The organism is Achromobacter sp. ACM05, from assembly GCF_019218915.1.
Lineage (GTDB): Bacteria > Pseudomonadota > Gammaproteobacteria > Burkholderiales > Burkholderiaceae_B > Achromobacter > Achromobacter animicus.
In genome coordinates this window covers 1,175,133-1,196,519 of the sequence record NZ_JAHUWQ010000002.1, presented here as the reverse complement: position 1 = coordinate 1,196,519, position 21,387 = coordinate 1,175,133, and the positions used below count along the sequence as shown (strand labels likewise).

The window sequence follows — 21,387 nt, the reverse complement described above, 5'->3', positions numbered from 1 at the left end:
TTAGGAACCATAAGATGGACTTCAAACTTACTCCCGAACAACAGGACTTCCAGTCGGCCGTGCGCCGCTTTGCTGAGCGCGAATTGCGGGCCGGCGCCGTGGAGCGCGCGCATTCCGACGACTACCCGTGGGAAATCGCCCGGTTGATGGCTGGGCAAGGCCTCCTGGGGATCACGGTCGCGCAGGAAGACGGCGGTATCGGCGGGTCGCTGATGGATGCGGTCATTGCCATCGAGACCGTGGCCTCGGTGTGTCCGCGCAGCGCGGACGTGGTGCAGGCGGGCAACTTTGGCGCGATCCGCGTCCTCGCCGAATACGGCAGTCCCTTGCAAAAGCAGAAGTACCTGACGGGTCTGCTGGCGGGAGAAGGGCTTATCTCCGTCGGCATGACCGAACCGGACGCAGGCTCCGCCGTGACGGAATTGAAGACCAGCGCGACGCGCGCTGACGGCGGATGGCGCATCAATGGCACGAAGATCTTCACGACGCACGGCCCGCATGCCAGCGTCATCCTGGCTTACGTGCGCTTCGGCCCGGGCACGGGCGGAATCGGCTCTGTTCTGGTCGGCACGCGCGACGAGGGGGTGAAGCTGGGCAAGCGGTCCGCGTTCATGTCTGGGGAGGAGTGGGTCGAGATCTTCTTTGACAACGTCTTTGTGCCGGACGACATGGTGGTCCTTGGGGAAGGTGGGTTCAAAAAGCAAATTGCCGGCTTCAATGTCGAGCGTATCGGCAACACCGCGCGGTCGCTTGCGCTGGGCCGTTATGCGTACGAAGAGGCGCGCAACTGGGCCATGCAGCGCAAGCAGTTCGGCCGGCTTCTCTGCGAATTCCAGGGTTTGCAGTGGAAGTTCGCGGACATGCGGATCAAGCTGGATGCGGCCCAGCTCCTGCTGTATCGCGCCGCAACCGGCGCGGACACCGGCTTTCCGTCCGCCACTGAGACGGCCATCGCCAAGGCCTACTGCAACCAGGTGGGGTTCGACGTGGCCAACGATGCCTTGCAGGTGTTGGGCGGGCTGGGCTACAGCCGCGAGTCGCTGGTGGAATACTGCGTACGCCGATGCCGGGGCTGGATGATAGCGGGGGGATCCATCGAAATCTTGAAGAACCGCATTGCCGAGGGAATCTTCGAGCGCAGCTTCCCGCAACGCCCGCCGCGCTGAACCGGAGGAATGTCCGAGGATAGAACCGCCGGAACTTTACTGGCTATTTCCCCGCCGCAGGCGAATACGCGCCCACCAGTTCGATGATCCAGTCAATAAAGGCGCGCAGTTTGGCGCTGACGTGGCGGTTGGGCGGGAACGCCACGTACATCGGCATTGGGTCCATCCGCCAGTCCTCGAACACCGGCACCAATTCGCCCTGTGCAAGATGCGGCGCGGACATGTAATCCGGCAGCCACATCACGCCCATGCCGGCCAGACCGGCCGCCAGGTAGGCATTGCCGTCGTCCACGGCCAGCACGTAACGGCCGTGCACGTTGACGACTTCGTTGCCGCGGCGCATGGCGTAGGGCAGCGCGCGGCCCGTGCGTTGCCACAGAAAGCCGACGATGCGATGGTGTGTGTCCTCAAGCTCGCGCGGGTGTGCAGGCTTGCCGGCCAGTTTCAGATAAGAGGGCGCGGCATAGACGCCCAATCGTAGGTCACCGACACGGCGGGCCATCAAGGATTGATCGGTCAGCTCGCCGCCGCGCACCACGCAGTCGACGTTTTCGCCGATCAGGTCGACGATGCGGTCGCTGACGCCCATGTCGAGCTGGATGTCGGGATAGCGCGCGTGAAAGGCCGGCAATGCCGGCACCAGCACCATGCGCGCCAGCGGGCTGGGCACGTCTACGCGCAGGCGGCCACGCGGCGCTTCGGCGGCGCTGGACAGGCTGGTCTCGGCGTCGTCCATGTCGGCCAGCAGCTTGATCACACGCTCGTAGTACGCCGCGCCGTCGGCCGTGACGTTGACCTTGCGCGTGGTGCGGTTCAACAGGCGCACGCGCAGCCGCGCTTCCAGCTGCTGCACAAGCTGCGTGACGCTGGTCTTGCTCATGTGCAGGGTTTCGGCCGCCTTGGTGAAGCTGCCGGTCTCCACCACGCGCGCAAACGCGGTCATTGCGTCAAATCGGTCCATGGCTGCTCCGCAGGGTGTTGGGGATTGTTTGGATTCTACAAATAGTGATGGATGAAGTTGGCCGTTTATCCGCGCGGCGGGCGCTTTTACAGTTTGCCTATGTCAACGCGGGCGGTCCGAAGCCCCTTCACTTGGAAAATCCCATGAACAACCGTGACGTCGTGTTTCCTCCTCATCGCCACGCGCTTTACGAGCGCAACCGTTATTCGCCGGCCGTGCGTTCCAACGGCTTTCTGTTCGTTTCCGGCCAGGTCGGCAGCCGCGACGACGGCTCGCCCGAGCCCGATCTGCGGCAGCAGGTGCGGCTGGCGTTCCAGAACCTGAACGCCATCCTGCACGCGGCGGGCGCGTCGTTCGACGACGTGGTCGACGTGACGGTCTTCATGGTCGATCCGCAGTCGCAGTTCGAGACCATGTGGGAAGTGGTGCCCGAGTTCTGGGGCGAGGCGCCGTTTCCGAACATCACGGCGGTGGGGGTGACCTGGCTTTATGGATTCCAGTTCGAGATCAAGGTCATCGCCAAACTGCCGGAGGGCGCGACGGCTTGAGCGTGCGGCCGGCAGGCGGCCGGACCGATGGCCGGATAATGACCGGCCCATGACGGGATTATGACCGCCGGAAGACGACGACCTTGCTGGTCAGCCTCTGCAGCGGTTCATCCCGCTGGTTCGACGTGACGGATTCCACGACCACGATGGCGCGATCGGGTTTGGAACGGGACGGCGTGATGCTCAGCACCGTGCTCGTCACCTTCACTACGTCGTCGGGGCGGGTGGGCTGCGGCCAGACCACTTCGGCCCCAGCGCCAATCACGCCTCGCGCCACGGGAAAGCTTTCGACCAGCAGCTTCATGGTCAGCGCCGCCGTGTGCCAGCCGCTGGCCGCCAGGCCCTGGAATAGCGTGTCACGCGCGGCGTCCGGATCCAGATGAAAGGGCTGCGGGTCGAATTGCGAGGCAAAGGCAATGATCTGCGCCGCGTCCAGGGCGTGGCTCTTGCTGACGAAGATGTCCCCGACGGACAGGTCTTCAAGATAGATCAGTGGCGGCTTGCGGGTATCGGTCATGAACAGCTCCGGCGGTCGACAGGTGGGTGGGGCATTATGGGCGCGCGCCCGCCACTCCCGCAATGCCGCGGGCGATGACCGTTGCCAAAATCGGGTCCATAATCGGCATGTCCCGTTTTATGGATGTCGCACCATGGCAGAAACCCCCACGTCGTCGCAAGAAATCCGTCCGCTGGAGATCGGCGACATCACCGTCATCGACAACACCAAGCTCAAGAAGGCCGTGACCGCCGCGGCGCTTGGCAATGCGATGGAATGGTTTGACTTCGGCGTCTACGGCTTTGTTGCCTTCGCACTGGGCAAGGTGTTCTTTCCCGACGCCTCGCCCGCCGTGCAGACCATTGCCGCCCTGGGCACGTTTTCCGTGCCGTTCCTGGTCCGGCCGCTGGGCGGCGTCTTCTTCGGCATCATGGGCGATCGCTTCGGACGCCAGAAGGTGCTGTCGCTCACCATCATCATCATGGCCATCAGCACGTTCTGCATCGGCCTGATTCCCGCCTATGCCACGATCGGCATCTGGGCGCCGATTCTTCTGTTGGCGTGCAAACTGGCGCAGGGCTTCTCCGTGGGGGGCGAATACACCGGCGCGGCCGTGTTCGTGGCCGAATATGCGCCAGACAGGCAGCGCGGCTTCCTGGGAAGCTGGCTGGACTTCGGCTCGATCGCCGGATTCGTCGTAGGGGCGGGCATGGTCGTGCTGCTGCAGACCATGCTGGGCGAGCAGACCTTCCTTGACTGGGGCTGGCGCATCCCGTTCTTCGTGGCCGGACCGCTGGGCCTGCTGGGCTTGTATCTGCGCCACGCGGCCGAGGAAACGCCCGCCTTCACGCAACAGCTTGAACGGATGGAAAAGGAAGACCGCGACGCCGTGCAGGAAAAGCCGACGGTGTCATTCCGCGAGATCTTCAGCAAGTACCGCCGTGCATTGCTGGTCAGCATCGGCATGGTGCTCGTGACCAATGTCACCTACTACATGCTGCTCACCTACATGCCCACGTATCTGTCGGGCAGCCTGGGCTATACCGAAGGGCATGGCGTGCTCATCATCGTCGTTGTGATGGTGGGCATGCTGTTCGTGCAGCCGGTGGTGGGGTTCATCAGCGACAAGATCGGGCGCAAGCCATTCCTGCTGGCCGGCAGCCTGGGCCTGCTGGTCACGGCGATCCCCTCGTTCTTTCTCATCGGCAGCGATAACACCGCGCTGATCTTTTTAGGACTGTTGCTGATCGCCGTGTTCCTGAACTGCCTGATCGGCATCATGGCGTCCACGCTGCCCGCGCTGTTTCCCACGCGCATCCGCTACAGCGCGCTGGCCAGTTCGTTTAACGTTGCCATCATCTTTGCCGGCCTGACCCCCACGGTTGCTGCATGGCTGGTGGAAGAGACCGAGAACCTGATGATGCCCGCGTACTACCTGATGGCGGCGTCGGTCATCGGGCTTATCACGTCGTTCTTCCTGCCCGAAACGGCCAACCGGCCGCTGCGCGGGGAAACGCCGACGGCGTCCAGCCGCAAGGAGGCCAAGGTGCTCCTGCAGCAGGCGTACGAACACATCGAGCAAAGCGTGCAGGACGTCGATGCCGAGATCGCGGCGCTCGAGGAAAAGCTCGACGCGCTGCGCGTGCGGCGCCAACGGTTGGCCGACAGGCATCCGGATATTGAATAGAGGAGCGGGACATGAGCGTGCCATTCAAGCAGGTGGATGTGTTCACCAACGAACCCTATCGCGGCAATCCCGTCGCCGTGGTGCTGCAAGGGCAGGGGCTGTCGGACGAGCAGATGCGGCGCATCGCCAACTGGACGAACCTGTCGGAGACCACCTTCGTGCTGCCGCCCACGCAGCCTGGCGCGGATTACCTGGTGCGCATCTTCACGCCCCAGGCCGAGCTGCCCTTTGCGGGGCATCCCACGCTGGGCACCGCCCATGCGCTGCTCGAGGCGGGCATCGTCGCGGCGCGTGACGGCCGGCTCGTGCAGGAATGTGCTGCCGGCCTGATCGAACTGTCGGTCACGGACGCGGCGGGTGGCAGCCCGCTTATCGCCTTCACGCTGCCGGAACCCAGCCTGGCCGAACTTGGGGCCGATCTCGTCGACGAAATGGAAGCCATCCTGGGCTCGGCGGTGCTGCACGATCCTGCGCCCAAGTTCGTCAACGTGGGCCCGGTATGGACGATTGCTCAACTGCCCAGCGCACAGGCGGTGCTGACGTTGGGACCGGACTTCGCACGCATGGCCGATTTCGACCGCCGCAACAATGCCGCGGGCATCGTCGTGTACGGCGCCTACGGCGAAGGCGCGGAAGCGGCCATCGAGGTCCGGGCCTTTGCGCCCAGCCTGGGCGCCAACGAAGACCCGGTCTGCGGCAGCGGCAACGGCTCGGTGGCGGCGTTCATCCGCGACGCCGGACAGGTGCCGCAGTTCGGCACGGAATACCTCAGCACGCAGGGCGCCGTGGTCGGTCGGTCGGGCAGGTTGCGCATCTCGTTCGATGCGGGCGGCGCCATTCGCGTGGGCGGGCAGTCCGTAACCTGCATCGACGGGCGCATCGCCGTTTGAGACGGGGTCCGCATGACCGCGATGCGTGCCCGGTTTTCGGCAGGCGCGGCCTGGACTATGCTTGAACGTCGCGCATTGCAGCAAGGTTGAAGCGCATCACTTTCCTGCCAAGGAGGAGCACGATGGCCAGCAAAAACACCGTTTGCCTGTGGTACGACGGCGACGCCCTGGAAGCGGCGACCTTTTATGCAAAGACGTTCCCCGACAGCAAGGTGGGCACGGTCCACCGCGCACCCGGCGACTATCCCTCCGGCCAACAGGGCGACATCCTGATGGTCGACTTCACCGTGATGGGGATCCCCTGCGTCGGCCTGAATGGCGGCGACGCCTTCCAGCACAACGAATCGTTTTCCTTTCAGGTCGCGACCGACGATCAGGCAGAAACCGACCGTCTGTGGGACGCCATCGTCTCGAACGGCGGCCAGGAGAGCGACTGCGGCTGGTGCAAGGATAAATGGGGACTGTCCTGGCAGATCACGCCACGGGCGCTGCTGGCGGCGGTCACGGACCTGGATCAAGCGGCGGCCAAGCGCGCGTTCGAGGCCATGATGACGATGAAGAAGATCGACATCGCGACGATTGAAGCGGCACGGCGGGGGTGATTTCGCGGCCGGCCAACGTAGGCTGAGGCCCCTGCAAGTTCCAACGGTTGGAAGTCAGCCGGTGTGGGGGCCAGATCAAGAAATGATCTGGCCAGGGGACAAATTTTTGGGGTCGGATTACACGCGCTCGGTCGCTGCCGAGCGTGATGCAAAAGCGCACCCGGAAAAGGTGAAATGACACGTTTTCACCGTAAAATCCCGCAGCCGCCGCGCGTTTTCGGCGAAATCTCCTGACTTTCGAGATGTACGTCGATCTTCTCACTCTGTACCTGCTGGCAGTTGGAACACTGCTTGTCAGCGCCGGCCTCATGTTCTGGGAACAGCGGGCCAACCCCACACGCAGCAAGGAATTACGCATCCTGGCTTCAGGCTTCGCCACGCTGGCGCTTGGCTGCGCAGCGGCGTTATATCGTCGCGACCTTCCCGGCGTCAGCGGTGCGGCGCTCAGCAACCTCGTTATCCTCGGCGGCTATCTGCTTGTGCTCAATGGCGTTGCCGCGCTGAGCGGACGGCGCTATGTGCGCACGTCGCTGTGCGTGCTGATCGGCATGGGGCTGACCTGGGTAATCGGGGGCGTGCGCTGGCTCGACGTGATGTGGACGTATGTAAGCTCGGTCCCGATTGCGCTCGTCAGCGGATTGACGGCCTGGGAGGTGTACCGCTGCCAGGCGCTCAAGCCGCGCCGGTCCCGGTACATTGTGATGGCCGTTGCGGGCGTGCATACGGCGCTTTACGCCGGCCGGGCGTTCATCCTGCCCTGGTTCGACTCGCAACCCGTCCTGGCGCTGGCCGGCAAACTCACCATCTACGAGGGCGTGCTGTATTCCGTGGTGCTGCCGATGACGCTGCTCAAGCTCATCCGCGACGAAACGCACCGCCAACTGCTGCTGGAGTCGCAGACCGACTACCTGACCCGGCTAGGCAACCGGCGCTGGTTCGTCGAGCAGGGAGCGCGCATGCTGAACGGCAAGGAAGGGCGCGGCGCGGTGTCGGTGCTGGCGTTCGACCTGGATCACTTCAAGTCCGTCAATGACCGCTATGGGCACGCGGCGGGCGACCAGGTGCTCAAGTCCTTTGCCGAAACCGCGCGGGAAGTGCTGGGGCACGACACCATTCTTGCGCGCATCGGCGGCGAGGAATTCGCCGCGCTGCTCTGGGGCGACGACGCAAAGGGCGCCCACACGCTGGGCAAGGCGATGGCCGAGCGCTTTGCCGTGACCGTCTCCAACCGGATCGACAACATCGGCATTGCTGCGACGGTCAGCATCGGGCTTGCGCGTTTCAACGGCGACGTGCCCACCATCATGGATGCGCTGGCCATCGCAGACCAGGCGCTTTACCGCGCCAAATCGCTGGGCGGCAACCGGCTGGAAGTGGCCGGGACCAGGGAGCAAGCCGCGGCCTGAACGGCCGCGTTGCTTCGGGACGGTGATGGTATCGGCTACTGCGCGACGTACTGCTTGCGCGTGGCGTCGTAGGCGTAGATGACGGCGTCGCCGGGGCCCAGCTTGCGGGTCTTGCCGGGACCCGAGATCGTGTTGCCCGAGAACTGCACCGTCACGCGCGGCAGGTCGGCGGTCGCGGTGGCGCTGAAGACCAGTTCACCTTCGCTGCGCGTACACGGCATGACGTCGCCGTCCGCACAGGCCGGCCCGTTGTCCTCGCCTGCGATCACGTTGCCCACGTAGGCCCACACATTGCCCGTTTCGTCCTGACGCTTTTCCGGGGGCGTGAAGACAAGCAGGGCGTAGCCGCTGATCGTGATGCCGTTCTCGAAGGTTTCGGTGGGCACCGCCAGCAATAGCTTGCCCGATGCTGTGCGGTACTCCAGCGGCTTGCGCTGGGTGTCGACTTCCGGCGGCCTTTCGTAGGCGCCGAATTCGCCAATGGTCGGCTCCATGCCGCGGAATTTCCAGGGACTTTCCGGGGATGCGGGGTCGCGGATGAAGGTGGCTTCGGCCAGATTCACGGTCGTCATCGGACCGACGTCGTCCTCGCCCGGCTTGCCGTAGCGCTCGGCGGTTTCCCAGATGAAGCCGGTGTAGTAAGGCGTGCCTTCCAGTTCGAACGCATGGCCGAACCAGTAGGTGGCGATGCTGCCGTTGGCGACGTCGGCGGAAGGGGCGCCCTTGCTGTCCACCTGATGGATGGCGTACAGGACCGCGGCGGCGTCGGGCGGCGCAATCGGCGCAGCGGCGTTGGCGGCGGGGGCGGGCGCGTTGGCTGCAGCCGTGGCGGGGACAGGGGTCGCAGCAGCCGTTGCTGCGGCAGCCGCAGGAACGGCTGTTGATGCTGCGGCCGGTGCCGCCGCCTTTTCCTGCGCGGCATTGCCCGGCGTGGGGCTCATCGCCGCAAACGCGGCCGTGATAGCCGCCACCAGCAGCGCGGCGGCCGCCGCGTTGCCCGTCCGCAAACCTTTTCCTTCTGACTTGCGCGTAGACGCCATGTCCTTCTTCTCTCTCTGTCGCGATGTGCAGCCATCGGCGGAAGCGGCCGGCGCGCGCCAGTGCCTGGGGCGCTTGCCTGCGCCGCAATGCGGGCTGCACGGGAATTTCGGGTGCCAGATCGCTGGCGGCCTCGACCATAGAAGGGGGACATAAAGGGTGTCAAGGCAAGTGTGCGCGGGGGCGGCGGCCGTGTAACGAAGCCATCGCCGGCCGATTCACGGCGGCGTTTACGGCGGGGCGCAAAAACACCCGTATTTGCCTGCCATCCACGCCGCAGGACTGGGCAAAACGGCGCTTAACGCCCTGTTACCTTGGCAATATTTCGGGGTTGCGACCGAGATGGAGTTGCGGCGGCCGGCGTAGTGCCGGCCAGGCGCTTGTGCGCCAATAGCGAAAAGGACGCGATCCGGGCTCCATCGGACCGCGTCCCTGCGCGCGCAAAGGGCAATGGCCTAGCCGCGCCCGTTTGCATGCGTGGCGAACATCACTCCGCCTCGATCTTCGCCTCCTTCACCACCTTGCCCCACTTGTCCAGGTCCGACTGGATCACCGCCGCGTATTCCTGCGGCGTGCCGCCCTGGACCTCGATGCCCGCGGCTTCCAGCTTGGCGCGCACGGCGGGTTGCTTGAGGACCGCGTTGATCTCGGTGTTGAGCTTGGCGATGATCTCCTTCGGCGTGCCCGCCGGCGCCAGGAAGCCGCCGTTGGTGTTGGCGTCGTAGCCCTTCAGGCCTTGCTCCTGTGCGGTCGGCACGTCGGGCAGCGCCTTGGTGCGATTGGCGGTCGACACGGCAACGGCGCGCACGTTGCCTGCCTTGACCTGTTCCTGCATCGCGCTCAGCGTATCGATGTACAACACCGTGCGGCCGGCCAGCAGGTCAGGGTGCGCGGCGGACGAACCCTTGTACGGGATCAACAGCATGGGCGCGCCGCTGACCATGCGGAACATCTCGGCGGCCATTTCCTGCGCGCTGCCGCGGCCCGACGTGGCGACTTTGGCGTCGTCAGGATGCGCCTTCATCCAGTCCACCAATTCCGGCAGCGTCTTGGGCGGGATCTTCGGATAGACCGAGAACACCAGCGGAATTTCATGCGTGTAGATGATGGGCTCGAAACTCTTCTGCGGGTCCCAGCCCAGGTTCTTGAACAGGTATTTGTTGATGTTGTGGCTGCCGCCCACGATGCCGATGGTGTAGCCGTCGGGCTTGGCGTTGGCGAGCAGTGCGGTGCCCAGGTTGTTGGAGGCGCCCGGCCGATTGTCGACGATGACGGGCTGGCCCAGCGATTGCGAAAGCTTTTCGCCGACGACGCGCGCAATCATGTCGATGCCGCCGCCCGGCGGGGCCGGCACGATGATGCTGATGGGGCGGGTGGGGTAGTTCTGCGCCGCGGCCAGGCCGGGCACGGCGGCAAGGACTGCCGAAAAGGCCAGGGTCTTGGCCAGCGTGTTGAAGGTCATGCTTGTCTCCTCGGGGTGGTCAACTTCAGTCAACTCTGTGGGGCGCCCCGGGTGTGCTGCACCCCGGGGCGCGGATAAGGCCTTAGCCGCGCCCCGCAAAGGGCATGGCGCTGGCCATGACGGTCATGGTCAGGACGTTGGCGTCCAGGGGCAGCGACGCCATGTGGCGCACCGCTTTCGCGACGTGGACGGCATCCATCATGGGCTCCGGTGCAACCGTGCCATTGGCCTGCAGCACGCCGCGTGTCATGCGTTCGGACAACTCCGTCATCGCGTTGCCGATGTCGATCTGTCCCGCCACGATGTTGTAGGCGCGGCCGTCCAGCGCCAGCGACTTGGTCAGGCCGGTGACCGCGTGCTTGCTGGCGGTGTAGGGCGCGGTAAAGGGGCGCGGCGTGTGCGCGGAGATGGAACCGTTATTGATGATGCGGCCGCCCTGCGGCGTCTGGCGGCGCATCAGCCCGAAGGCGGCGCGCGCGCACAGATAGACGCCCGTCACATTGGTGTTGATGGCGTTGAACCACTTTTCCAGCGGCAGTTCGTCCATCGGCACGGCGGGCGCGTTGACGCCCGCGTTGTTGAACAGCAGGTCCAGCCGGCCGAAGCGGCTTTCGATGGTGTTGAACAGCGCTTCGACGCTTTCCGGGCTGGTGACGTCGGTGGGCACGGCCAGCGCGGTCTGACCGCGCGCGGCAGCCTCGGCTTGCAGCGACTGCAAGGGATCGGCGCGGCGGCCGGCCAGCACGACGGTCCAGCCGTCGTTCAGCAAGGCGATGGCGGTGACGCGGCCGACGCCGCTGCCTGCGCCGGTGACCAGGGCAATTTTCTGGGTGGTGCTGTCGTTCAAGGGATGGCTCCTCGGGCGGATTGGATGGTTATTGATGTTGAAAGAACCGGCGCGGCGTCAGGCGGCGCGGGGCGCGGCAACGGTCATGGTCAGGTCTCCGATGCCGGCCACGCCCGCGCTGACGACATCGCCAGCGGCCAAGGGACCAACGCCGGCGGGCGTGCCGGTAAAGACGATATCGCCGGGCGCCAGGGTCACGGATCGCGACAGCATCGCCACCAGTTCGGGTACGGACCACAGCAGGCCGGATATGTCGGCCCGCTGGCGGTCTTCTCCGTTCACGGACAGCCACAACGCGCCTTCGCGGGGATGGACGCAGGCGTCAGCAGGCACGATGGCGGTGCACGGCGCGGAATGATCGAAGGCCTTGGCGGGCTCCCACGGACCGCCCGCGCGCTTGGCCTGCTGCTGCAGATCGCGTCGCGTCATGTCCAGCCCCGCGGCGTAACCCCAGATATGGCGGGCTTCGACGTCAGCTGCAGCGATGTCCTTGCCGCCGAGGCCAATCGCCACGACCAGCTCGATCTCATGGCAGTAGTCCGCCGTGTCCGCGGGATAGGGCAGCGCGCCGGTCGCCGGGAACACGGCGCTGGCGGGCTTCATGAACCACGCCGGCATCTCGGCCGGACGCGCTTCGTCGGGCAGCCAGCGATAGTTGCGGCCGATGCAGAACACGCGCGCGACGGGAAAACGGGCCGCGCTGCCGGCGATCGGCAACGTGGTTGGTGCAAGGGCGGGAAAGACGAGGTCGGTCATGGCAGTCGTCGAAGATGTGCCTTGCGGCTCAGGTCGTCAGGCTCAACGCCGGACGCTCGCCGGCCAGCGCCTGCGCGATGCTGTCCAGCACCATCTGGCCCATTGCCGCCCGCGTCTCCCACGTGGCGCTGGCGCGGTGCGCCTGCAGCGTGGTGCGATCCGACTGGCGCAGCGCCTGCGGCACGCGGGGCTCATCCACAAAGACGTCCAGTCCCGCGCCCGCGATGCGGCCGGCGACCAGCGCCTCGGTCAGATCGGCCTCATTGACCAGCCGGCCGCGCGCCACGTTGACCAGGAAGCCCTGCGGGCCCAGCGCGTCCAGTACGGCGGCATTGACGATGCCCTCGGCCTTGTCGGCGGCGGCGCAGAGCACCAGCGCGTCGGACGCCCGGGCCAGCGCGATCAGGTCCGGCACGAATTCATGCGGCACGTCGTCCATGGCGCGCAGGTCGGTGTAGCGGATCTGGCAGCCAAAGGCCGCCGCCCGGGTAGCGACGGCGCGGCCCACGCGGCCCATGCCCACGATGCCCACGCGCATGCCGCTGAAGCGGCGCGCCAGCGGAATGGCGCTGGGCGACGGAAACTGCTCCCACAGGCCTTCCCGCACAAAGCGGTCGCCCGCGCAGAGGTTGCGGCAGGCTGCGATCAGCAGGCCGATCGCCAGGTCGGCGACATCTTCGGTCAACGCGCCCAGCGTGGCGGTGACCGGCAGGCCGCGGCCGCGGCAGTACGCCAGGTCCACCGCGTCGGTGCCCACGCCATTGACCGCCACCACCTTCACGGCGGGCAGCTGTTCCAGCATCTCACGCGAGATGCCGGTGTGGCCGCCGGTGATGACGGCTTCGATGCGAGCGCCGTGCTCGCGCAGCCAGGCCGCCTGATCGGAGATCTCGAAGAACTTGTGCACCTGGTACAGCGAGGCAAGCTCGTCGTTGACCGCCGGGATCAGGATGGGATTGAGTTGCAGGACCTGAGGCTTCATGTCGGTTCGGCTCTGGTGGGGGGACCGGCTGCGGGTCCGCGTTGAACATGGATTCCATGGTATTTAATGATTGATTTGTAAGGCAATATTGATCTATAAAATCAACATATAAACTTTGCTACAGAAGATCATGGGTACCTGGATTTCAATGGCCGAAGCGTGCAGCCAGCTTGGCGTGCGGCCGCAGACCATCTACGCCTACGTCAGCCGCGGCAAGCTGGAGGTCATGCCCGACCCGGCCGACACGCGCCGCAGTCTTTACCGCGCCGAAGACGTCGCGGGGCTGGCCAAGCGCAAGCAGGCGGGTCGCAAGCACGAAACCCTGGCCACCAACACGCTGTTCGGCGCCGAGCCCAGCATCCCCACGGCTATCTCCACCTTTCATCGCCAACGCCTGTACTACCGCGGACAGGACGCGGTCACGCTGGCCGGTTCGGCCAGCCTGGAAGAGGCCGCGCAATTGCTGTGGAATTCGGACCAGCAGGCGGACTTCTCTTGCACCGCGCGCGTGGCATCGCCGGGCCGGGTCGCCGCGTTCACGTCATTGGCGGCGCTGGCCGCCACCGGGCACTCCACGCATGGCCGCATGACGCGCGTCCTCCACACCGAATGCCAGAGCCTGGTCGGCCAACTGGCCAACGCGTTTGGCGCGCAGCCCGGCAAGCGGCCGCTGCATCTGCGGTTTGCGCAAGCCTGGAAGCTGTCGCCGCAAGCCGCCGAGTTGCTGCGCACCGCCATGGTCCTGCTCGTCGACCACGAACTGACCAGTTCGGCATTTGCCGCGCGCATTGCGGCCTCGACCGGCGCGTCGCTGCCGGCGTGCCTGCTGTCGGGACTGACCACCTTGTCCGGGCCGTTGCACGGCGACGCCTCCGGCCGCGTCCGCGCGTTGTTCGACGACGTGGCGCGTCAGGGCGAAGATCAGGTCATCGCGCACTACCTGTCCACGGGCCTGCCGCTGGCGGGCTTCGGCCATCATCTGTATCCCGATGGCGATCCGCGCGCGGCGGCGCTGCTGGCGCAGTTTGAGCCGGCCGAGGTCATCACGCGATTCATCGACAAGGCGACGCAACTGACCGGCCTGCATCCCAACATCGACGTGGCGCTGGCCGCGCTGTCGGCGCACTGCAAGCTGCCGGACGATGCGGCCTTCGGACTGTTTGCCACGGCGCGCAGCATCGGCCTGCTGGCGCATTGCCTGGAGCAGCTCAGCGTCGCGCAAGTCATCCGGCCGCGCGGACGCTATGTGGGCGTCGTGCCGCAAGCGGCCTAGTCGGGCAATCTTCGGTATGCTGGCTGATCCGGACAGGAGATCAGCCATGACACGTACGCAGAAGCAGAGGATGCTCGCAGGAGAGCTCTACACGGCCGCCGACGACGAGATCCAGGCGGACCAGCTTGCCGCCAGCGCCTGGATGAAGCGGTACAACGCCTTGCTGGGCGAGCCGCCCGAACAATGGCACGCGCTCCTGCGCGAGCGCCTTGCCAGCGTGGGCGAGGGCGCACTGATCCGCCCGCCGTTTCATTGCGACTACGGCTACAACATCTCGCTGGGCGCGAACGTGTTCATGAATTTCAACTGCGTGATCCTCGACGTCGTGCAGGTCACGATCGGCGACGGCACGCAGATCGGCCCGGCCGTGCAGATCTACACGGCTGACCATCCGCACGATCCCGAGCAACGCCGCGCGATGCTGGAATTCGGGCGCCCCGTGCACATCGGCAAACAGGTGTGGATCGGCGGTGGCGCGATCATCCTGCCGGGGGTCACGGTGGGGGATGACGCCATCATCGGCGCGGGGAGCGTGGTGACGCGCGACGTGCCGGCAGGGGCGAAGGTGGTGGGGAATCCGGCGCGGGTAAGGGGATAGAAGGACGCCTTAGCGGTCGTCAGAGGTGGGCTTGCGCGGTCTGCGGGGAGGGTAGCCGGCGCCATCGGTGTGCTCCGTTGCGCCCCGTGTCTTGGCGGCCGCGGCAACCGGTGCAACTGTCAGCGGCGGCGCGCCCGTTACGGCTGGCAGCGCGGGCGCCAGCACGGCGGGAATCCCGGCGGCATTCCGATATGACTGGAGCAGCAGCAGCGCGTCGATCGAGCCCAGATCGTGCTCCGCGTCAGCGCGCGCTTCAAGGCGGGTCTGTTCATCTTTCACGGCTTGATTCGCCGCTGCCGTGCGCGCGTCCAGCCTTGCCAGCTGCGCATGAAACGCCTGGACGGCAAGCTTCAGGCAGTGCGCCGTGTAATCGTCGTGCAGCAGGTCCGCGGGCGGAGTCAGGTTGTGATCCGCGGGCACCCGGGGGCGCTGCGCGGCGCTGGTAGCCAGGGCCGGCGCACGTGCGGCGTAAATGCGCTGGAACGGCGTCGGCGGCGTGCGCGCGACGCGATCTGCGCGCAACTGAGCGGCCACGCGTTCAGTGCGGTACGCATCCCTGGCATCGTCGGTTCTGACCGCGCCGGGCGAGGCGATTGGGGAAGGGAGCATGGGCGTCTGGGTGGGCTGAGCGATGGACCAATCTACTAGTTGGTCGGTAGTGTGTCAAGGGTGGATCTGACCGGGGCGGACGGGAAATGCTGAACGGGTTGCGCAGCGCCTGCGGCCGCACGGCGACCGGACAGGCAGGCATTCGCGCAGTGTTAAAACCTTCGGGACGGGCGCCGCGCGCCAGCCACGTCAAAGGAGAAGACCATGCCCATGTTCATCACGATCGGTTATGGCGATCAGCAGGGCTATGACCGCACAGACAAAGCCATACGTGATTCTGCGCATGCGCACGATGCCGCGTTGCAGCACGCGGGCGTGCTGATGGGCGTCGCGGGAACACCGGTGCAGGTGCGGAATCCGGACGCGGCAGGTGTCGAAACGGTGCAGGGGCCGTACCTGAACGCGCCGCTGCCGCTCGCGGGCTTTGCCGTTATCGAAGCGATTGATTTGGCCGACGCGATCGAAAAGGTGTCCCGCACGCCGTGTGCCGTGGCGCACGGCGTCGTGGAAGTGTGGCCGCTGGAACAGCCGTAGCGCGCGCTATTGGTCGACCGACCGCATGTCGCAAGTCGTCTCGGACGACGCGCACGCGCCGCGAAACCAGGCGCGTCCGCGCGTGCGGTCCTTCTCGGCCAGCGGTTCAAATGTTGCGCTGTGGCGCATCTCGTAATCCAAAAGCAGCCATTCGCCGTCGCACGCGACGATGCCGCGCAAGGCGGCGCGCTCGGTCAACCAGTCGCTACCCAGGTCCAGCAACCGTTCGCTACCGGCGTCCGGGCGGGCATATCCCCGCGCGGACTGGATGCCGACTTGCGCATCCCCGGCGGCGATCCAGCCTTCACCCTGATAGACGGGCCGCGGCGGGCTGCGGTCGCTGCCGCTCATGGCGTCGCTGGCGTTCCTGATCTTCAGCCAGCCGTCACGCGCCTCCGTCACCTCGAAGGTCACGCTGTAGAGGTCGACTTCGGGATCCGGGCTGTCGCCGCGCGTGGTCGGCAGCGCGCCGAGCTGTTTGGCGCTGGCTGATGCCGACGCGCGCACGGGGATGGCGGGCTTGGCATTGGTCGTCCAGCCCGAAAAGCGGCAGGCCGTGGGGCCGGCGGGCGTCCAGGCAACTGTGTGAGACGCGGTTTGCGCCTGCAGACCAGGCGACAGGGCAAGCGCGGCAAACAGCAATGCAAGCGGTCGGAGCGTCATGGAGGATTCGTCAGCGGAGTGATTGAGGCCGGAAGATCGGCCGGCGAAAAGCCTAACATGACCGCCACCGGGGTCCCGATGCGCGCAGAGACACCGGGCAGCGCAAAGGCTGCCCGGCGGTCTTCCTGTGATGGTTTGCGGGCCGGCTACTGCGCGCCGGTGGCGCCCGACACATACTGCGCCAATGCCTGCACGTCCGCGTCACTTAACGCTTCGAATGCCGGCATGACGCCGATCCCGTTGCGCACGGCCTGCGTGACGCGATTGGCGTCGGGTTTCAGTTCGTCGAGGTTGGGCCCGATGGTCCCGGCCGCGCCGGCGTCGGCCAGCGTATGGCAGACGGCACAGGCGGGGGTTGTCGACTTCAGGAACAAGGCGCGGCCCGCCTCGGCATTGGGCGGTTCCGCCGCCCACGCCGTGGCGCCCGCAATCAACGACAGGCCCGCCGCGCAGAGGTTGCGCGTCCGCCGCCCGATCAGGCGGCGGGATGCGGGGTTCGGCTTGAAGAAACGGCTTTGCATCGATTCCGCCATCCTCAAGACACGTTGATGGCCAGACCGTGGTCGCGCCAACTGCTGTTGATGTAGCCCGGCGCGTTCTCGAACCGGTTCTCCACCTGCACGTTGCCCTGCGTGTCTTCGACGCGGCTGACCAGCATGTGCTGGCCCGCTGTCAGTTCCACCGGCAGCGCGAACTGACGCCATGCATATTTGCCAAGATCCGGTCCGATCAGTGCGGCCTGCTTCCAGGTCTTGCCGCCATCGATGGACACGTCCACGCGCTTGACCGCATGCATGCCCCCAAAGGCAACACCCCGCACCACCACGCGTCCGGCCTTCACGGCCTGACCATTTGCGCCCGGTGCGTTGATCCACGACTTGGGTTCCATCGCCCAGACCGAGGGTTGGTCGGGACTCGGCTTGGCGTCCATCGGCGTCAGGCGATAGCCGGTCTGCTGGATCTTTGCAGGGCTTTGTTCGGCGGTGAACGCCAGCCGCTTGATGTACTTGACGTTGTTCACGCCGGTATAGCCCGGCACGATCAGCCGCAACGGGCCGCCGTGGGCAAGTGACAGCGGCTCGCCGTTCATTTCCCAGGCCAGCATGGCGTCCTGCATGGCTTCGCGCGGCACCGAGCGTTCCACCAGCAGGGATTTCGGATCCAGGCCTTCCGGCAGCACTTCGCCGCCGGTGCCGGTCATGAAGGCGGGCGTGCCATCAAGGCCGCCCAGGTATTCCACGAGCGTGCGCACCGGCACGCCCGTCCACATCACGCAGCCTGCCGCACCCACTTCCCACGGCGTGCCGCTGGGCTTGTGGGGAAAGAAGCCGCGCCCGTTGCCCGAGCACTGCAGCACCGTCGCGATCGATTCCACGCCCAGCGTCTTCAGGTCGCCCACGGTCAGCGTGCGCGGCTGCTTGACGCCCTGGATCTCGACCTTCCAGCCGTCCCGATCGTCCAGGATGGCCGCGTCCGGCGGCGGCAGGTTGTTGCGGACGTAGAGCTGGCGCGACGGCGTGATGATGCCGTCGCCAAACGCGCTGCGGCGCGTTTCGATGGTGTTGGCGCTGTGCACGATGACGCTGTCGGCGTCTTTCCAGGCCGCGTAAGGCGGCAGGGGTTTGGCCGTGGATGCGGCGGCCGGTTTCGCTGCGGGCGCCGCGGCGGCGGGTTTGGCGGGCGCATCGCTGGCGCGCGCGATGCCGCTGGCGCCCAGACCGGCCGCGGCCAGGGCGCTGGCGCTGCCGGCCAACAGGCGGCGCCGTGCGGGGTTGCGTGGGGTTGTCTCCATGGCTTGCCTCTCTGGTTGCCGCGTCCCGCAGCGCGAGCGCGGTGTTGTGCTTATGGCGGCCCAGCGCTTGCGGCCTTCCGCATCATCGGCAATGCCCCTCTTTATGTCAACGGGTTCTAAAGAACTATAGGGTTACGGTCATTTCAGATATAAGACTTTTGGATATTGGTTAGGGCCGCAGAGAACGGAATCTGTCCTGGTGCAAACGAAGCCATTGTTCGGCAGTGCAAACGGCAATGCCGCGCTGGGCATTGAAGGTGTGTGCTTTGTCCCACGCCACGCCACGGCCCTGCGCGAACACCGCGCGATACTTGCGCATCGCGTCGTCAGGTTCGGCCGCCAGTGCGCGCAGCAGCGCCGGCACCGGCCATTCGCGCCGCGTGACCTTGCGCTCCAGCAGGCGGTCCAAGGTATCCGCGACCGCCCGGTACGTGACGGTGTCGCCCGCGACATGCACGACCTGGTTGGCGATGCGGGGCTGTGTGAACAGGATCTCGGCGGTCAGCGCGCCAATGTCTTCGGCCGTGGTCAGCGTGACCGCATTGTCCAGGCTGCCCAGCGCGTTCACCGTGTTGGCGGCCAGATCCACCACACCGAACGCGGGTTCGAACAGAAAGCTCGTGAACATGCCCGTCGAAACGATGATCCATTCAGTGTTGCGCTGGGCGCGCATCATGTCGCGCACATCAAGCTGCTCATCGAACAGGTCCTGCGGGCTGCCCCGGCCGATGACGTCGTAGTCCACGCCAAACTGCCACGGCACAAATCGCTTGACGCGCGCGTCCAGCGCAGCGCGGGCGATCTTGCGTTGAACGCCGGGTCCGCCGACAAAGCCCGTGCATGAGACGACCGTATCGTAGCGGCGGAAGGTGGCTGCGAGCGCCTCCGTGGATTGCTGGGCAAGATCGCCCTCGATGATGCCGACGCTCAGCCCACGCAACTCGGCAAGATCGCGCCGCTTGGCGGGATCATTGGAAGCGACGGTCGACGCGCGCAACAGGACCGACAACTGGCCTTTGACGACGCGCGGCGCCAGGTTGCGCAGCACGGCCATGCCGAGCTGGCCCGCGCCCAAAACGAGGATGGCGTTGTGTTGAATCATGGGATGCCTCAAGCAGAAAAGGTGGCTTGCAGTGTAGGAGCGGGCAGGGCATCCATTGTTCGCCGTGACGGAATTCACAACGCGCCGCAGCGCGCATTCGCGGCGGATATGCGTTGGTAATATCGGGACCTTCCCGCCGCATGCGGCGCACGTTCTATCGTCGGGATCGGCTCATGGACAAACTTCAAGCGATGGCGGCATTCATCAGGGTCGTCGAAACGCGCAGCTTCACCAAGGCCGCGCAATCGCTGGCGCTGCCTCGGTCGTCGGTCACGACGATGATCAAGAACCTGGAAGCCCACCTGGGCACGCCGCTCCTGCATCGCAGCACCCGAAGCCTGAGCCTGACCGATGCCGGTGCGCGCTATCTACAGGCGTGCCAGGCCATCCTGGCCAATATTGCCGACGCCGAGAATGACGTTACCGCCGCGATCCAGGCGCCCCGCGGCCGCGTGCGCGTCGACATGCCCGGCGTGGTTGGCCGCGCGATTGTGGTGCCGAGGCTGGTCGAGTTCGAGGCGCGTTATCCCGACGTCGAGGTCGTGCTGGGCCTGAGCGATCGCCCGGCCGACCTGATCTATGAAGGTATCGACTGCGCCATCCGTAGCGGCGAGCTTGCCGATTCCACGCTAGTGGCGCGCAGCCTTGGTCACCTGGTATGGGTGACCTGCGCGTCGCCCCAATACCTGGGCCGCTTCGGCGAACCGAAATCGGTGGAAGCGGTGCCCGCGCATCGGGTGGTCAACTATCTGTCCAACGCCACCGGCCGGCCGCTGGACTGGCGGTTCCGAGTCGACGGTGAAAACGTGTCGATGGCGTTGCCAAGCCGCTATTCGGTCAACGAGACCGAGGCATATCTGCACTGCGGCCTGGAGGGTCTGGGGCTGATTCAACTATCAGCGCTGGCGGCGTCTCCGTATCTGCGCAGCGGCCGCCTGCGCGAGGTCTTGGCCGATGCGCGCCGCGAGCCGGTGCAGCTTTCCATCGTCTATCCCCAGGCGCGTGCGACCGCGGCGGTGAAGGCGTTCGTGCAGTGGGTGCTGGAGATCAGCCGGCCCGTGTTGGCGGAGTGATGATCGTCACGGGGCGACACTGCTCGCCATCGCGTCCTGCCGGTATTCGTGCGGCGCGACGCCGCTCGCTTTCCTGAACGCCCGGGAAAAATTAGCCGGTGTGGAATAACCAGAGTCCATGGCGATCTGCGTGATGGACACAGTGCTTTCGCGTAGCATGTCTTGAGCACGACGCAGGCGCGCGGTATTGGAGAGCTGAAGGTCACCATGGTGAACGAGATTCTTTTTCCCGAGGGCGGGTGGAGCCTAAGTTCCAACGGCGAGAGGACGCTCGCCAAGATCGCGCCCACGCTTTCCAATCTGCAAGGCAAGCAGATCGTCGTCGAAGGGTTCACCGACAACGAGCCCATCGGGCCGGCATTGAAGCGGCAGTTTCCCTCTAATCTCGAGCTGTCATCGGCGCGGGCGGACAACGTGGCGCGCTATCTGATCGCCAAGGGCGTATCGCCAAATTCGGTGTCCGCGGAGGGGTTCGGCGAGGCGCGGCCGGTAGCCAGCAACTCGACGCCTGAGGGCAGGGCCAAGAACCGGCGAGTGGAGATCGTGATCACAGCCGCGGGTCGTCCTTAAACCGGCTCGTTTGCGGGCGGTGTCGAAGCGGCCAGGAGCGCTCCTCCTGGCCGCTTTGCTTGACACTCGCCGAGTCACGCGCCGCCGACGCCGCGCACCACCTTGCCCGTTCCGCCGCACGTCGCGCAGCGGATTTGCTCGATCCTGCCGCTGCCGTGACAAGCGGGGCAGGGCACCTGGCCCGTTCCAGGTGTACCAGGCGCGGCGTCGTCGCCGGGGTTGATGTCGCCCGGCATGGGGGCGGAAGGCTTTTCGTTCATTGCAATCTCCGGTAGGCCGGCAACTCGCAGCGTCGGCATGCCGGCCTATCCAGCACCTGGCGTTCCCGTGAG

The 21,387-nt window shown here is 66.0% G+C and carries 25 protein-coding genes; 11 read left to right on the top strand and 14 right to left on the bottom strand.

Annotated elements, in window-relative coordinates:
- Window positions 1–14 precede the first annotated feature (14 nt).
- Entirely contained in the window at window positions 15–1,166 is a 1,152-nt protein-coding gene (locus KW836_RS16385; protein WP_218344052.1) for an acyl-CoA dehydrogenase family protein, read from the top strand.
- 43 nt (window positions 1,167–1,209) lie between these two features.
- Here KW836_RS16385 and KW836_RS16380 read toward each other — a convergent pair whose 3' ends face one another.
- On the bottom strand, window positions 1,210–2,127 hold the full coding sequence (locus KW836_RS16380) for a LysR family transcriptional regulator (protein WP_191577415.1): 918 nt from the start codon (window positions 2,125–2,127) through the stop codon (window positions 1,210–1,212).
- A gap of 143 nt (window positions 2,128–2,270) precedes the next feature.
- Between KW836_RS16380 and KW836_RS16375 the strand changes: the two genes are divergently transcribed.
- A complete protein-coding gene (locus KW836_RS16375) occupies window positions 2,271–2,675 on the top strand; it encodes a RidA family protein (RefSeq protein WP_175121348.1) in 405 nt (134 codons plus the stop codon).
- A gap of 58 nt (window positions 2,676–2,733) precedes the next feature.
- Here KW836_RS16375 and KW836_RS16370 read toward each other — a convergent pair whose 3' ends face one another.
- Complete coding sequence (locus tag KW836_RS16370) at window positions 2,734–3,192, bottom strand: MaoC family dehydratase (protein WP_218344051.1); 459 nt, start codon at window positions 3,190–3,192, stop codon at window positions 2,734–2,736.
- A gap of 133 nt (window positions 3,193–3,325) precedes the next feature.
- Between KW836_RS16370 and proP the strand changes: the two genes are divergently transcribed.
- The 4 genes from proP to KW836_RS16350 all read left to right on the top strand — a co-directional run bounded on the left by proP (window position 3,326) and on the right by KW836_RS16350 (window position 7,756).
- Entirely contained in the window at window positions 3,326–4,858 is a 1,533-nt protein-coding gene (proP, locus tag KW836_RS16365) for a glycine betaine/L-proline transporter ProP (protein ID WP_175136364.1), read from the top strand.
- An 11-nt stretch (window positions 4,859–4,869) separates the two neighbouring features.
- Entirely contained in the window at window positions 4,870–5,748 is an 879-nt protein-coding gene (locus tag KW836_RS16360; RefSeq protein ID WP_175136365.1) for a PhzF family phenazine biosynthesis protein, read from the top strand.
- Window positions 5,749–5,870: 122 nt separating this feature from the next.
- Entirely contained in the window at window positions 5,871–6,350 is a 480-nt protein-coding gene (locus KW836_RS16355) for a VOC family protein (RefSeq protein WP_056561644.1), read from the top strand.
- Window positions 6,351–6,592: 242 nt separating this feature from the next.
- Window positions 6,593–7,756 (top strand): diguanylate cyclase, encoded by a 1,164-nt coding sequence (locus KW836_RS16350; protein WP_218344050.1) that lies wholly within the window; start codon window positions 6,593–6,595, stop codon window positions 7,754–7,756.
- A 35-nt stretch (window positions 7,757–7,791) separates the two neighbouring features.
- Here the strand turns inward: KW836_RS16350 and KW836_RS16345 are convergent, their stop codons facing one another.
- The 5 genes from KW836_RS16345 to KW836_RS16325 all read right to left on the bottom strand — a co-directional run bounded on the left by KW836_RS16345 (window position 7,792) and on the right by KW836_RS16325 (window position 12,841).
- Window positions 7,792–8,697, bottom strand: coding sequence for a hypothetical protein (locus KW836_RS16345; RefSeq protein ID WP_370633043.1), 906 nt, complete (start codon window positions 8,695–8,697; stop codon window positions 7,792–7,794).
- 584 nt (window positions 8,698–9,281) lie between these two features.
- Window positions 9,282–10,256 carry a tripartite tricarboxylate transporter substrate binding protein gene (locus KW836_RS16340; protein WP_175121359.1) on the bottom strand — a complete coding sequence of 325 codons (975 nt, stop codon included), beginning with the start codon at window positions 10,254–10,256 and terminating at the stop codon, window positions 9,282–9,284.
- Window positions 10,257–10,338: 82 nt separating this feature from the next.
- On the bottom strand, window positions 10,339–11,103 hold the full coding sequence (locus KW836_RS16335; protein ID WP_175121360.1) for an SDR family oxidoreductase: 765 nt from the start codon (window positions 11,101–11,103) through the stop codon (window positions 10,339–10,341).
- A gap of 57 nt (window positions 11,104–11,160) precedes the next feature.
- Complete coding sequence (locus tag KW836_RS16330; protein WP_218344048.1) at window positions 11,161–11,859, bottom strand: fumarylacetoacetate hydrolase family protein; 699 nt, start codon at window positions 11,857–11,859, stop codon at window positions 11,161–11,163.
- 28 nt (window positions 11,860–11,887) lie between these two features.
- Window positions 11,888–12,841, bottom strand: a complete 954-nt coding sequence (locus KW836_RS16325) for a 2-hydroxyacid dehydrogenase (protein ID WP_218344047.1) — start codon at window positions 12,839–12,841, stop codon at window positions 11,888–11,890.
- A gap of 130 nt (window positions 12,842–12,971) precedes the next feature.
- Here KW836_RS16325 and KW836_RS16320 point away from each other — a divergent pair, with 130 nt between their 5' ends.
- Together KW836_RS16320 and KW836_RS16315 are read left to right on the top strand one after the other, a co-directional pair.
- The gene (locus tag KW836_RS16320; RefSeq protein WP_175121363.1) at window positions 12,972–14,114 is read left to right on the top strand and encodes a citrate/2-methylcitrate synthase; all 1,143 of its coding nucleotides are present in this window, start codon (window positions 12,972–12,974) and stop codon (window positions 14,112–14,114) included.
- Between the two features lie 46 nt (window positions 14,115–14,160).
- Window positions 14,161–14,712, top strand: coding sequence for a sugar O-acetyltransferase (locus KW836_RS16315; RefSeq protein WP_175121364.1), 552 nt, complete (start codon window positions 14,161–14,163; stop codon window positions 14,710–14,712).
- Between the two features lie 9 nt (window positions 14,713–14,721).
- Here KW836_RS16315 and KW836_RS16310 read toward each other — a convergent pair whose 3' ends face one another.
- Window positions 14,722–15,321 (bottom strand): hypothetical protein, encoded by a 600-nt coding sequence (locus KW836_RS16310; RefSeq protein ID WP_218344046.1) that lies wholly within the window; start codon window positions 15,319–15,321, stop codon window positions 14,722–14,724.
- A 210-nt stretch (window positions 15,322–15,531) separates the two neighbouring features.
- Between KW836_RS16310 and KW836_RS16305 the strand changes: the two genes are divergently transcribed.
- Window positions 15,532–15,855 (top strand): YciI family protein, encoded by a 324-nt coding sequence (locus tag KW836_RS16305; protein WP_255595807.1) that lies wholly within the window; start codon window positions 15,532–15,534, stop codon window positions 15,853–15,855.
- A gap of 6 nt (window positions 15,856–15,861) precedes the next feature.
- Here the strand turns inward: KW836_RS16305 and KW836_RS16300 are convergent, their stop codons facing one another.
- The 4 genes from KW836_RS16300 to KW836_RS16285 all read right to left on the bottom strand — a co-directional run bounded on the left by KW836_RS16300 (window position 15,862) and on the right by KW836_RS16285 (window position 19,412).
- Complete coding sequence (locus tag KW836_RS16300) at window positions 15,862–16,518, bottom strand: hypothetical protein (protein WP_218344044.1); 657 nt, start codon at window positions 16,516–16,518, stop codon at window positions 15,862–15,864.
- 146 nt (window positions 16,519–16,664) lie between these two features.
- The gene (locus KW836_RS16295; protein ID WP_255595805.1) at window positions 16,665–17,039 is read right to left on the bottom strand and encodes a cytochrome c; all 375 of its coding nucleotides are present in this window, start codon (window positions 17,037–17,039) and stop codon (window positions 16,665–16,667) included.
- 14 nt (window positions 17,040–17,053) lie between these two features.
- A complete protein-coding gene (locus KW836_RS16290) occupies window positions 17,054–18,310 on the bottom strand; it encodes a sulfite oxidase (RefSeq protein WP_175183578.1) in 1,257 nt (418 codons plus the stop codon).
- A 169-nt stretch (window positions 18,311–18,479) separates the two neighbouring features.
- Entirely contained in the window at window positions 18,480–19,412 is a 933-nt protein-coding gene (locus KW836_RS16285) for an aromatic alcohol reductase (RefSeq protein WP_218344042.1), read from the bottom strand.
- A gap of 173 nt (window positions 19,413–19,585) precedes the next feature.
- Between KW836_RS16285 and KW836_RS16280 the strand changes: the two genes are divergently transcribed.
- A complete protein-coding gene (locus KW836_RS16280) occupies window positions 19,586–20,485 on the top strand; it encodes a LysR family transcriptional regulator (RefSeq protein WP_218344041.1) in 900 nt (299 codons plus the stop codon).
- A gap of 6 nt (window positions 20,486–20,491) precedes the next feature.
- Here KW836_RS16280 and KW836_RS28150 read toward each other — a convergent pair whose 3' ends face one another.
- Window positions 20,492–20,644 (bottom strand): helix-turn-helix domain-containing protein, encoded by a 153-nt coding sequence (locus tag KW836_RS28150; protein ID WP_218344040.1) that lies wholly within the window; start codon window positions 20,642–20,644, stop codon window positions 20,492–20,494.
- A gap of 3 nt (window positions 20,645–20,647) precedes the next feature.
- On the opposite strand from KW836_RS28150, the gene KW836_RS16270 reads away from it, so the two are divergent.
- Entirely contained in the window at window positions 20,648–21,055 is a 408-nt protein-coding gene (locus tag KW836_RS16270; protein WP_218344039.1) for an OmpA family protein, read from the top strand.
- A gap of 74 nt (window positions 21,056–21,129) precedes the next feature.
- Here KW836_RS16270 and KW836_RS16265 read toward each other — a convergent pair whose 3' ends face one another.
- Window positions 21,130–21,315, bottom strand: coding sequence for a hypothetical protein (locus KW836_RS16265; protein WP_218344322.1), 186 nt, complete (start codon window positions 21,313–21,315; stop codon window positions 21,130–21,132).
- Window positions 21,316–21,387 lie beyond the last annotated feature (72 nt).